The 13217-nt window shown below is 34.5% G+C and carries 10 protein-coding genes; 2 read left to right on the top strand and 8 right to left on the bottom strand.

Going from position 1 to position 13217, the window contains the following annotated elements; genetic code table 11:
- Window positions 1-11 precede the first annotated feature (11 nt).
- On the top strand, window positions 12-2135 hold the full coding sequence (locus JE46_RS03295; protein ID WP_031453838.1) for a Tex family protein: 2124 nt from the start codon (window positions 12-14) through the stop codon (window positions 2133-2135).
- A gap of 55 nt (window positions 2136-2190) precedes the next feature.
- On the opposite strand, the gene JE46_RS03300 is transcribed toward JE46_RS03295, so the two are convergent.
- Window positions 2191-4689: a T9SS type A sorting domain-containing protein gene (locus JE46_RS03300; RefSeq protein ID WP_031453839.1), complete on the bottom strand. Its 2499-nt coding sequence runs from the start codon at window positions 4687-4689 to the stop codon at window positions 2191-2193.
- A gap of 170 nt (window positions 4690-4859) precedes the next feature.
- Between JE46_RS03300 and JE46_RS03305 the strand changes: the two genes are divergently transcribed.
- Window positions 4860-5504, top strand: a complete 645-nt coding sequence (locus JE46_RS03305) for a hypothetical protein (protein WP_031453840.1) — start codon at window positions 4860-4862, stop codon at window positions 5502-5504.
- Between the two features lie 62 nt (window positions 5505-5566).
- Here the strand turns inward: JE46_RS03305 and JE46_RS03310 are convergent, their stop codons facing one another.
- The 7 genes from JE46_RS03310 to JE46_RS03340 form a co-directional block, all read right to left on the bottom strand.
- Window positions 5567-6937, bottom strand: a complete 1371-nt coding sequence (locus JE46_RS03310) for a glycosyl hydrolase family 8 (protein WP_031453841.1) — start codon at window positions 6935-6937, stop codon at window positions 5567-5569.
- 102 nt (window positions 6938-7039) lie between these two features.
- A complete protein-coding gene (locus JE46_RS03315; RefSeq protein WP_031453842.1) occupies window positions 7040-10753 on the bottom strand; it encodes an Ig-like domain-containing protein in 3714 nt (1237 codons plus the stop codon).
- Window positions 10754-10780: 27 nt separating this feature from the next.
- A complete protein-coding gene (locus tag JE46_RS03320; RefSeq protein ID WP_031453843.1) occupies window positions 10781-11080 on the bottom strand; it encodes a DUF6916 family protein in 300 nt (99 codons plus the stop codon).
- Window positions 11081-11103: 23 nt separating this feature from the next.
- On the bottom strand, window positions 11104-11598 hold the full coding sequence (locus JE46_RS03325; RefSeq protein ID WP_031453844.1) for a GNAT family N-acetyltransferase: 495 nt from the start codon (window positions 11596-11598) through the stop codon (window positions 11104-11106).
- Between the two features lie 13 nt (window positions 11599-11611).
- Window positions 11612-12130: a phage tail protein gene (locus JE46_RS03330; RefSeq protein WP_031453845.1), complete on the bottom strand. Its 519-nt coding sequence runs from the start codon at window positions 12128-12130 to the stop codon at window positions 11612-11614.
- A 29-nt stretch (window positions 12131-12159) separates the two neighbouring features.
- Window positions 12160-12678: a phage tail protein gene (locus JE46_RS03335; protein ID WP_031453846.1), complete on the bottom strand. Its 519-nt coding sequence runs from the start codon at window positions 12676-12678 to the stop codon at window positions 12160-12162.
- 25 nt (window positions 12679-12703) lie between these two features.
- Window positions 12704-13216: a phage tail protein gene (locus tag JE46_RS03340; protein WP_031453847.1), complete on the bottom strand. Its 513-nt coding sequence runs from the start codon at window positions 13214-13216 to the stop codon at window positions 12704-12706.
- Between the last annotated feature and the right edge of the window lies 1 nt (window position 13217).

A 13217-nucleotide genomic window follows, 5' to 3' on the forward strand; every position in this document is an offset into this window, starting at 1 on the left:
GAATAATAAAAATGACTAACATACAATTTATCGCTAAATCCGTTAACACGGCTCCAGTAAACATTCAAAACACGGTAAAACTTTTAGAAGAAGATTGTACCATTCCGTTTATTTCCCGTTACCGAAAAGATACAACCGGAAATCTGGATGAAGTTGTAATTGAACAGATTGCAAAGCTTCAAAAAGAATACGAAACACTTATAAAACGTAAAGAAGCGGTTTTAAAATCTATCGAAGAACAAAAGGCCCTTACGCCTGAACTGAAGAAAAAAATTGATGAAAGTTTTGATTTACAAGAGATAGAAGATTTTTACCTTCCGTACAAAAAGAAGAAAAAAACAAAAGCCGATGTCGCACGCGAATTTGGTTTAGAGCCATTGGCAAAAATCATTATCTCAGAAAGTAATGTCGATGTTGATTTTATTTCAACGCAATATATTAATAAAAATGTAATTAATGAAGAAGCTGCGATGCAAGGCGCGAGAGATATTGTAGCCGAATGGATCAATGAAAATATTTATGTACGTAAGCAGCTGCGAAGATTGTTTCAGCGAAAAGCAACCATTGCTACTAAAGTAGTTAAAAAGAAAGCAGAGGAAGAGGGAGCACAAAAATTCAGTCAGTATTTTGATTGGGAAGAACCTTTAACAAAAGCTCCGGCGCACCGTTTATTAGCGATGCTTCGTGCAGAAAACGAAGGATTTATCAAGATGAAAATTGATGTTGATTTGGATGAAGCATACGATATTATTGATGAAATTATTATTAAAAAACAAAATAGTACCACGGCTCATTTACAACTGGCGATAGAAGACAGTTACAAACGTTTACTAAATCCGGCGATTGGAAATGAAACTTTGCAAGAAGAAAAAGCAAAGGCAGATGCCAATTCTATTCAGGTTTTTGCTAACAATTTAGGTCAGTTGTTATTGGCTCCGCCGTTGGGAGAAAAAAGAATTTTGGCGATTGACCCAGGATTCAGAAGCGGTTGTAAAGTAGTTTGTCTGGACGAAAAAGGCGATTTATTGTATAATGAAACCATTTATCCGCACGCGCCTCAAAATGAGGAAGCAATGGCAATCAAAAAAATTCGTTCGATGGTCAATGCGTATCAGATTGATGCAATTTCTATCGGAAACGGAACTGCTTCAAGAGAAACGGAATTTTTTATCAAAAAAATCGCATTTGACAAACCGCTGCAGGTTTTTATCGTTTCTGAGGCCGGAGCTTCGGTATATTCGGCTTCAAAAATTGCGAGAGAAGAATTTCCTAATTATGATGTTACGGTTCGTGGTTCGGTTTCTATCGGGAGACGACTTTCAGATCCTTTGGCAGAGTTGGTAAAAATCGATCCAAAAGCAATTGGAGTAGGACAGTACCAGCATGATGTGGATCAGACGAAATTAAAAGAAGAGCTTGATAATACAGTAATCAGATGTGTGAATTCAGTTGGAATTAATATCAACACAGCCAGTAAACATTTACTAAGTTATGTGAGTGGAATAGGAGAGAAGCTCGCTGAAAACATTGTACAATACCGTTCTGAAAACGGGCCTTTTGAAGATAGAAAACAGCTAAAAAAAGTACCTCGTTTAGGAGATAAGGCGTATCAGCAAGGTGCAGCATTTATCAGAATTTCGAATGCAAAAAATCCATTGGACAATTCGGCAGTGCATCCTGAAGCGTATCCGGTTGTGGAGAAGATAGCAAAAGATTTGAAAATTTCGGTAAATGACTTAATTGCCAACAAAGAGAAAACAGCGCTTATTAAGGCCGAAAACTACATTACACCTGAAATTGGTTTACTAACCTTAAAAGACATCATAAAAGAGCTTGAAAAGCCCGGATTAGATCCAAGAAAGTCAGCTAAGGTTTTTGAGTTTGATGCAAACGTAAAATCAATTAAAGATTTAAAAAACGGAATGATCTTGCCGGGAATTGTGAACAACATTACCAATTTTGGCTGTTTTGTTGATATCGGAATTAAGGAAAGCGGACTGGTCCATATTTCGCAATTGAAAGCCGGTTTTGTGAGTGATGTAAACGAGGTTGTAAAATTACATCAGCATGTTGATGTGAAAGTTACTGAGGTTGATGAGGATAGAAAGAGAATTCAGTTAACGATGATATTGTAAAAACAGAAAAAAGTCCCGAAATTTCGGGACTTTTTTTATTAATCAAAATAAAGAACTATTTTTTAATTACTTTTTTGGTTACACTTCCTAATTCATTTGAAACTTCAAACAGATAAATACCATTAGCTAAATTTGAAATATTTAAAGGTGTAGAGGCGGATTTTAATTCTTTTGAAAAGACAAAGCGCCCATTAATATCAAAAACCTTCAATTTATTTTCATTGGATACATTCAATTCAATTGTAATGATATCTCTAGTTGGATTGGGATATATTTTTAAAGAAGCCTGAAGATTATTTTTGGGAGGGTTTTCGGTATTCAAAGTACCCTTAGGTCCCAAATTTTCTATCCATGCCACTTTATCATCCAGATATGAACCTGTAATGAGATCAAGACGCCCATCACCATTAATATCTGCTATTTTAGTGGTGATGATATTTTTAAATTCAATTGGAATTTCTGCCCCTGTTTCAAATTTTCCGGAACCTTTATTTTCATACCACTTGAATGGAATTCTATAATCAGAAACAACAGCAGTGCCAATAATGTCTTCATCTCCGTCTAAGTCTATGTCAAGTGTGTATATTTGAGGTTGAGAATAAGATGTAGAAGCAATCTCTTTATTAGGTCCAAAATTCCCTTTTCCATCTAAATTTTCAAACCATCGTATTTTATTTCCATACTGACCTATAATATCTAAGTCATTGTCTCCATCTACATCACTTAGTACAATACTAGAAAGGTCTTTTACAGGAATGTTTAAAATATGATTAATACTGTAATTTGCCAGACCGTCAATATTTTCTAACCAAATTACTTTCAAATTATTATCTATTACGATATCATTGTCGCCATCCTCATCCATATCCTGAACATAAAAGCCATAAATGTAATATTTATCATTATAAGGAATTAATTCTTTTTCAGCGAAAATACCATTCCCAATATTTTTAAGTAAATAGACAGTATCATTATTTAAGATGTAAAGTATATCTTTTCTACCATCATTATTTACATCCGTTATATAAAATCTTATTTGGTATGGAGTAGCTGTAGACAGGATAGTTTGTACTGCTTTAAAAGCACCTTTTCCATCATTTTCAAACCAAAGGATTTTACTGATAACAGGAAAAACGTTTTGATCCTGGTAAGTAAATACAATATCTAAATCGCCATCATGGTCTATGTCTGTAGTTAAAAGATTTCTCGCATTGTAATTATTGGTAATAGTCAATTTGTTAGAAGAAAAATTATTATTACTGTTTTTAAACCATGAAATGTTATATCCCGAAGAACAGATGATATCAATAGCACCATCGCCATCAATGTCGCCACTTTCTATTGTAATGACATTTTGTGTATAATTAGAGACATTTTGCTTATCGGCAAATTTTCCTAATCCATTGTTTTTATACCAGGAAATATTGTTTTCAGCTATTGAAATAGTTACAATATCGTTGTTACCATCATTATTAAGATCACCAGTTACTAGACTTTGGGTATCAATAGAAGTCGTGCTAATAATATTCTCCGCACTAAATTTACCTTCTCCTAAGTTTTTAAACCAGATAATTTTATTATTTACAGTATATGTGAAAACGATATCAGCTTTACCATCAGAATCAAAATCTTCTAAACAAAACAGCACTTTTAGTCCTTCAGTAAAATATCCAAGTTCACTAGTAAAATTTGGAAAATTTACTAGAAATTTAGCAGCGGAAAAGGTTCCTAAACCATCTTTATTTTCATACCATTTAATGTCAACAACAGAAGGACCATTTTTGTAAATTGCTATAATATCAAGATCGCCATCATTGTCTACATCACCGCTTGAAAAATGATTTTCCATAGAATAACTGTTAATGGTTTTTGCAGCTGCATAGGTGCCGTCAGGGTTTTGATTAAATACTTTTAATTCATTTGTATATCTAACAATCAAGTCAGGTAAGTTATCACCATTCACATCAGTAGCGTGAAAATTTAAAGATTTCGATAATATTATTGATCTTGTAAAATTACCTTTGCCATCATTTTTTAAAAAATTAAGAGAAGTATCTCCATATTGAGGATATGATATAAAAAGGATATCAATATGTTTATCATTGTTATGATCAATCACTTGATAGTCACTGTAGCCATTTCCAAATGTTGTTACTGCAAATATTAATACAGGTGTATTAAAAGTTCCCAGGCCATCTGTATTTTTACTCCAGTATATTCCTTTTGCATTATTAGGTCCTCCGGTAAAAATTACATCCAAAAAACCATCTCCGTCAACATCTACAACATCCAGTTTATTACTTGGGGTATTAGTAATAACCTTTGGCTTGCTATAATTACCTGAACCATCTAAATTCTTATACCATACAACTTCATCGGATGATGTTGAAATAATATCCAAAAAACCATCTCTATCAATATCAGCTACATAAGTTGATTTTGGAGATTGGGATCCAAAAGTTTTATCTACTATAATATGCTGCTCAAGCCCGACTTGAGCCAATGCCGTTACACTAGGCAATGTCATTAAAAAAAGGAGTAATTTTTTTTTCATAAAATAAATTTTTTCAAAGATAATATTTTAGATAAGCTATTGAGGTAAAAGTTGATGAGACATTAAGAGAATTCAACTGATGATGGTATTGTAATTTTAAAAGTACAGTTTTTAAATAATTTTAAAAAAGAATATATTTGTATTAACCCTAAATTTTAAAAAACACACCTATGAAAAAAACAATTTTAATTGCAATTACAGTTCTATTTTCGACCATTGGTCATGCTAAATTTATTCAGGCAGTTTTGTATATGGAAGACGGAACCAAAAAAGCAGGTTTGGCCGAAATGGTCGAAAATGGCGATTCTAAAGTAATTTTCAAAACAGATGAAAAAGCAAAAAAGGAAAAAATTGCAAGTGATGTTATCAAAAAAATAGAATATACAGATGGTGAGAATGAGTTTTTAGCCGAAAGATTCTATTTAACCTCTGCTGGTGCATTTTCCGGAAAGTTTTCTAAATCAAAAGAGAAAAAATGGTTTTACATTCTCTATGACAGAGATATCAAAATTGGTTGTGTTGATTTTGCTGGAACGATGCAATATAATGCTGTAAAAGGCAAAACTTCAGGTCAGTCAGGAGATACAACCTATTTTTTTGGTAAGAAAAAAAGCGATGAATTGTATTTTGGGTTTTTAAAATCAAATGCCGGCATCGCTGTTCATACGGAAACCGGTTCAAATATCAAAAAAATGTCAAAAGAGGCGTTTGCAGGATGTCAAAAATTGATAAACGCTATTGAAAAAGAAGATTTTAAAACTAAAACAGCATTAGAGCAGCTGATTCGTATTTTTGAAAGAAATAAGTGTAAGTAAGAATCTTAACAATAAAAAAACTCCCAAATTACAATGTAGTTTGGGAGTTTTTAGTTTATAAGTTATTTTATGATGACTTTTTTGGTGACACTTTTAGCACCGCTTGTGATTTTTATCAGATACAAACCTGATGATTGGTTAGCTAAATTAATATCAGTATTTTCAGAGGTTGTTTTTTGTTCTGAAATAAGGTTTCCCTGCTGAGTGAAAACTGTAATTAATGAATTTTCAGGAGCCAGAACAGTAAATTTATCTGCACTCGGATTTGGGTAAAGCGAAACTGTAGATTCTTCAATATCAAAATCATTATTGGATAAAGTTGCGCTCGGAGGCAAATAAAAATTACCGGTTAATAAAAACGAATACAGCGTTTTTAAGGTATGATTAAAGTAATTGTCTGGCTCGTTTATGCTTTTTAAATCAGCATAAGATGCATCTAAGTGACCCTGATTTTCTCCAGCCATTGCGGCACAAGCAAATGCACCAACAAAAGGGGCATTGTGGTATTGTCCAATTTGATTTCCATTTTGGTTGTATCCATCTTTGATATTTGCAGATCCGCCAACATTTATCCGAACAAAATCTGAGGATTTTTTAGCATAGGTTTTGGCATCGGGCGTCCCATACCATAAATAGTCAACTGCAATTCGCCATGGTGTTCTGCATGCATCATAAGTATAATTACCAGATTGTAAAGAATTTCCAGAAGCGTTACACCAGTCAGAAACCAGTCCGCCTAAAGCATTATTTTGAGTTAAGTTATTGTTGATGATATCATAAGCTTTGGAGGCAACTGCATTCCAAAAAACGGTATCATTGGTAAAAACGCCAAAAGCACGATAATAGGCAGGAGAAAAATAAGAAGGATTGGTAATTGAACTTCCACCGAAAGCATCTCCGGGTTTTAGTACAAATGTATTGGCTTCAACTTCATGGGTTTTAATAGCTGCAATCAATGTTTTTGCATCATTTTTATAATTTATAGTTCCGATGCTTCCCCATTGATAATCGGCAACAATCAATGCAAATGCAGCATCTAATTCGGCATCTGTAGCACCGTTGGCACCATTGATTCCTGAACACCCATTGATTCTCCAATTCATTACACCATTGGCATTAACATTATCTTTATAGTATAGCCAGAGACCGTCGAAAAGATCTTTATCGCCTTTGTAAACGCTTAACAGCATTCCATAAGCAATTCCTTCTGAAACAGTTTCCGTGGAATTAAATTTTACTCTCCATCTTCCGTTTGTACAGGCCACTGTAAAGTTGGATTTCCAGGTATCATAATTATTTGAGGCATCCTGACTATTTTTTGTCGTTGCCATTAAGCCATTATTAAAAGTAATATTGGCAGGGAAAGGTTTTGTTGCCTGTGAATAATTTTCTACACATAGAAAAAAACTCACCAATAGAAATAGGTTTTTCATTTTTATATAAATTTAGGGATGATAAAAGTAAGATTTTTTATATAAATAAAAAAACCCGAAATCATAATTATAATTTCGGGTTCCTGAAAAACTAAATTTATTCTATTTCTTTATGAGTAATTTTTGAGTTTTTACGTTACTGTCAGTGCTATTTTTAATAAAATAAGTTCCATCAGATACGTTTTCTAAATTTAAAGTATTTACTATATTTTCATGTAATTCAAATGTTTTTATGGTTTTTCCTAAGGCATCTGTGATAATATAATTTCCTTGATAAGGAGTAACAATATTTACAATTCCTTTGCTTGGGTTAGGATAAATTTTAAATTCATTTGGTTCAAAATCGCCAACAGCCAGATTGCTTATGGTAATACAACTTGAAGTTACTGTACAATCTGCAAGAGTAATATCAACTTTATAATCACCATTTGCCAATGGAGTGTAAGATTGGTTCGTTTCACCCGAAAGTAAAGTATTCGGACATTGATACCATTGATAGGTTGCCCCGGATTGAGTAGCTGTTAAAATACCTGAATTTACTGTAACTGCAGTATTAATAGCGGATGAGTAACTTATAGTTAAATTCAAAATTTTTGTATCACAACCAACAGTTTTGGTATAGGTTCCGGATGTTGTATAAGTAATACCATTTTCTGACCAGAAATAACTATCACAAGCAGAAATTGTTTGCGATGATGAGGTTGACGGAGTTCCGGTAACGGTTTTTACCAATAGTATATCACTAGCACAATAAGCGGCTTCACAAGCAACACAATATGTGGTATTGTTTGCTGTAGGGGTAGCGGTCACTGATGCACCCGTTGCAAAACTGGTTCCACCTGATAATGAGGTATACCAGGTAGGAGTAGTTCCTAATGGACACGTAGCATTTAAAGTTACAGTCGCCGTTCCCAAACAAGGAATGTTTTCTGTGGTATTTGTAAATGTTGCATTTTCCGGTTTAATTGATGTAGTCGTAATATTAGAATTTACGGTTGAAAAATTAGATCCACTTACAGATGCCTGGTTTGTTACAGCACAAGTGTTTGCCGGTAATGAATTGGCCGCATTTACAGTTGCACTAAATGTAATTATTGTACTTTTTCCGGCTGCTAGAGTAAATGGTCCTACAGAAAGTGTTTCTCCGGATGTTATTTTTGAAGTATTGTTATTTTTAGCAGTTAAAGTACTGACTTCGTTGTTATTTTGATTTACCGTTACCGGAGTTGATTCTTCTATTACGGGAGCAGTAGAGAATTTTGAAGCTGATGGATTGTCAGGAACTAAAGCTGTTCCAGATAATATTGTTCCTCCGCCTACTTCATCTATAGCGGTTCTTGGTCCGGTATTGTTAGCATTCCAAAATGTTGTAAGAGCTGCAGTTCTATCACCTGAACCATTGGCATATGGAGAGGTCCCCTGTAAAATAATCTGGCTATTTGTACCTTGCGCTAAAACATCAAAAGTAGCCACTAAGTTTGTAACAGGATTATTCGTTGTATTGTTACTAATATTAGCAGCACTTAGCAAAGTACTTGAAGCAATACTTCCAATAGCAATTACCGAAACGTGTGCATAAGCATTGGTTACCATACTAATATTATTATTTTTTATTGTAGCATCCATACGGGCATTACCAACGGAGCCATTATCGTTCGCTTCAGAAAGAATACCATTGTTACTGATGTTGGTAATTGTATTATTTACTATTTCTGTAATATGTTTGGCATTTCCATAAGCAGCAACAGAGATACCATTTGATACAGAGGCTGTTCCGCCTCCATCAATAGTATTATTATTAATTCGGCCTTTCATAGTTCCGGTGCCCTGATTACCAATGTTGCAGGTAAAGCTTCCATTAAAACTTGATTTTATGGTGTTGTTAATTACATTGTAGTTTACAGTAGATGTTCCTGTAGACTGCAATTGCAAACCATTACTGCCGGGGCTGGAAACTGCAGCATTTATGGTATTTCCATCTGCTAAAAGATTCCCTCCTACCTGAATATTATTTGTGGAACCACCGCCAAAATCTAATTGTAATCCATATGTTTTAGCGTTAGAGAAATCATTTCCTTTAAGAGTTAGAGTATTATTGGATGTCCCGTAACCCTGAAAGATAAAATTACTGGCGCCGTTTGTCTTGTTGAATGAATTTTTAAACTGACATCCGGTAACGCTTAGGTTTAGAGTTGGATTTGTTGACAGGATTCCATTGTATCCGTAAAAACCTCTTCCCCATGAATCATTAACGTTTGTGTTTGTTATAGAGCTGGTTCCTCCAAGGTTCAACGCATAAATACCACCCACTTCAGAATCCCCTGTATTGCTTCCGCAACCGGTTAGAGTACTATTGGCAAGTGAAAAAGTAGTGACATTATTTATGTTTATACCTGTTGAATTATTAGTACCCGTAATTGAAATATTATCTAATGTAACTCCTGTAACTGTTTTTAAATGAATTGCACCATTACAATTGGAGTTATCAACAGCCGGAGTACTGCAAGTTCCAGATGTATTTGAATTTAAAAAATTAATATTTTTAAGCGTAACGTTTGTACAAGAAATAAACTCAGCCCCTCTATTTGCTATATTTTGAATAGTTCCTCCTGATCCTGCAGTTGTTCCGGTACCAAGAACCTGAAAACTTCCCGTAGAATTTGATACAGATATTCCTTTTGTAGCACCATTCACTGAAATACTTTTGAAAATACAATCCAGCGCACCTCCGCCACCAATGTTTACAGCAATTGCAGTTCCGCCATTAATGCTGACATCTCTTACTTTTAAAGTACCAACGCTTGTTCCGGCTATGGTTGCTGTTGTTCCGGAAAGTGTAATTCCTTCAACATCATTATTTAATTTAAGATTTAAAACTGAAAAAGTAGGGTTTGTTCCGCCAGTTGATGGCAACGGATTGCTGTAAGGTGGTACAGTAATACCTAAAATTGATATTAAACTGGCTGTAGCCCCCTGACCAATAAGCTTTTGATTGTTTGATAATGTCAATGCATTACCGCTGCTTCCGGTACCTGTATAAATAAAAATAGAGCCGGTTGTTGCACTGGCAGCATTATCAACTGTTTTAAATGGATTTGCCAAAGTACCGTTTCCATTAGTAGCGGCTGAACTGTTTATAAAATGTATGGGTTCAGTGATTACAATGTTTACAGAAGCAGTACTTGTTTTTCCGTTGGTGTTTGTTAACGTATAAGTAAAACTATCTGAACCATAATAACCTGCATTTGAATTATAGGTAAAAGAACCATTTGATGCTAATGATACAGTTCCATTAGTCGGATTTGCCAAAACAGTTACTGTTGTAGCTGTTCCGTCGGGGCTAACATCATTTGCCAGAACTCCTCCGGCTGCATTTACAGTAATACCTACATTTCCAATACAGTTATACGAATCATTTACTGCAATAGGGGTCACTTTTAGTGAGCCTGGAACATATGTTAGATTTGCATCCAGAATATCCTGAAAAGTTGTTCCTAATGCATCATCTGCACCACTGTTTGTAATGGTTACTGTAAAATCTAATTGTGAGCCGGGTACGGCATTTCCGCCTCCATTTACCGCTACAGCATTGGTTACAGAAAGAGTTGCTGCCGCTGTACTAGCAGTTACTTTTTGTTTCTTTGAAAATAATTTTTTTTTACTTTCAGCTGTCTTATTTACAGATTCCTTTTCAGTTTTTATCAACTGTTTTGCTAATGGAGTAACAAAGTTTTCATTAATAAAACCGCTATATTTCATCCCAAACGTTAGGAATCCCAGCAGTATTATGATAATTAAGAGTTTGTTTTTTTTCATTTTTTTTAGTTTAATGAGTTAGCATAATTAAGAAAAGACAGCTTCGTATTTCATCCCAATATCATCAAAGCCTAATGGACTGAGAAATAATTGTAAATCGCCTTTTTCAGGATGTAAAATGGTAAAAATGCCTTGTTCGTAATATTCATTTTTTTGTTCAGTACGAAACACAATTGAAAATGGATTTCTTTCTAAAGGCGAAAAATTATTCAGTTTTGTTACTTCGATCAATTCTGCATTAAGCAGGATTTCGTCTGAAATACGAAATGTAAATACAGTATTAATCAATGTGTCAAAATCGTTTAAAGTAAGTAAAGCTATATCCATTCCTTCTATTTATTACTTATTGTCTATTCAGGACTCCATTCCATTAAATGGTAAACACCGTTTGTTTCACTTATTTTTATGAATCCCAATCTTTTATATAAATTCATAGCTGGATTAAAACTTTCTACGTGAATACTCACTTTCATTTTATTTTCGGCAGCTTTTTTAATAATTTCATTTAAAATAGCACTTCCAATATCTTTTTTTCTCCAGTCAGGTAATAAAGTAATGTCTATAATTCTAAAACCTTTTTTTTCAAAAAAGAAATCAATATATAGCCTTCCAATTACAGTATTTTCTTTTTCAATTATATAAAATTTTGCACCGGTATAATTATTTTGATAATATTCATGCTGTGCAAAAAACTGTTGTTCAATAAAAAATTGTTTTTGTTCCTGGTTCCAATTGGTACCTTTATCTAATTCTTCTGTTCTGGTACTCCCGTAAATTTTACACAAAACGGGTAAATCACGTTCCAGTATAGCTCGAAGGCTTATATCTTTTATACTTAAATTCAATGTCAATCATTTATTAACCTCTTGGAGGAAAGATTCCCTGAAGTGCAATACAAAAATTCATTGACAGATAAGGCATCATGTTATTGTGCGGCTGACTTCCTCCGGTTACAGTAATAGCGTTATCGCCCATTTTTACTAAAGGCCCCGCCGTTATGTAAACCTTTACCGGATTACCACGCCCTAAACTTGTATTAGAAGGAGTTGTTGCCTGAGAATTTAAATTAGATACAGATAAAGTATGGGTGTGACCAGGTATTTCTGACTCTAACAGTGTTACGGTTGCACTGCCCCCCATTTCACCCAAATCATGTAATGATAGTCCTGGGCCCTGACCAGGATGCATAGGTGTTCTTTCCTGCATATCAGGAAGTGCAAAATTAGATTTTCCATCACCTCCATATGTGGTTCCTAACAACGAAAAAAGTGCTGTATTTTGTGAAAGGGGCAAAATTTGTCCATTACAAAAAGCCCAACCTTTTGGCGCAAAATTAAATCCGAAAATGCGTATTTCTGCTACAAATGGATCTGCCATATTGAGAATATTTTAGGTTATTAAATTAATTAAGTTTGACTAGGAAAAATTCCAAATAGTGAAATAATAAAATCAACGCACAAATAAGGCTGAAAATTAGTATGAGGCTGACTACCGCCAACAGGACTTATCTCTGAAGGATTTAATGCTATTGTTGGGGCAGCAGTCGAATATATTTTATTTCCTGTAGCAGTTGTACTCAGGTAAGCCTCTGCAGGACTGGCACTATTAGCCAAATCTGTTGTAGCTGTTATAGCATGATTATGCGAAGGTATTTGCTGGGTTGTGAGCGTTATTTCTTCAACACCGCCTGTTTCTCCTATGATGTAAGTAGTACCAGAGCCACTATTATTATGAATAGGTATTCTTCCTCGTAAATCAGGCAATGCAAAAGTGCTTTGTCCATCACCACCATAAGTAGTTCCAATTAATTGAAATAAAACTTCGTTTTCTGAAATAGGCAATAATTGTCCTTCACAAAACATCCAACCGGCAGGAGCAAAATTTCCTGCAAACATTCTGATTTCACCAACATAAGGTTGCGCCATAATAGTTACTTTTTAAATGTTATTATTAATTCTGGGAAGGAAATATTCCTTGTAAGGCGATACAAAAATTCAATGTTAGAAAAGGCTGCATATTCAGGTGGGGCTGACTGCCGCCTACATTAGAAACAGAAGCAGGGTTCATAGCTGCCAGATTTTGGCCGGCTGTGTTGTAAACCTGATTCGGAGCCGTGTTGCCTAACATACTTGTGCCAGAATTAGGAACATTTGTACTTACAGCCTGATTGGTATTGTTTAAATTATGTTGATGTGCCGGCAGTTCATTAATAGTTAATGTATGGGCCTCTTCGCCCCCTCTTTGACCGAGCATAAAATTATTCCCAAAATGAATTGGGGTTCTACCTCGTAAATCAGGCAGAGCAAAAGTAGTTTGTCCGTTGCCGCCAAAAGATGTTCCTAACAAAGAGAATAACGCCTGATTTTGGTTTATAGGTAAAAATTGTCCATTACACATTGCCCATCCTTTAGGAGCAAAATTAAATGACATAATTCGGGTTTCAGCTAAAAATGGTTCTGCCATA

The sequence above is a fragment of the Flavobacterium chungangense LMG 26729 genome (assembly GCF_000735715.2).
GTDB lineage: Bacteria > Bacteroidota > Bacteroidia > Flavobacteriales > Flavobacteriaceae > Flavobacterium > Flavobacterium chungangense.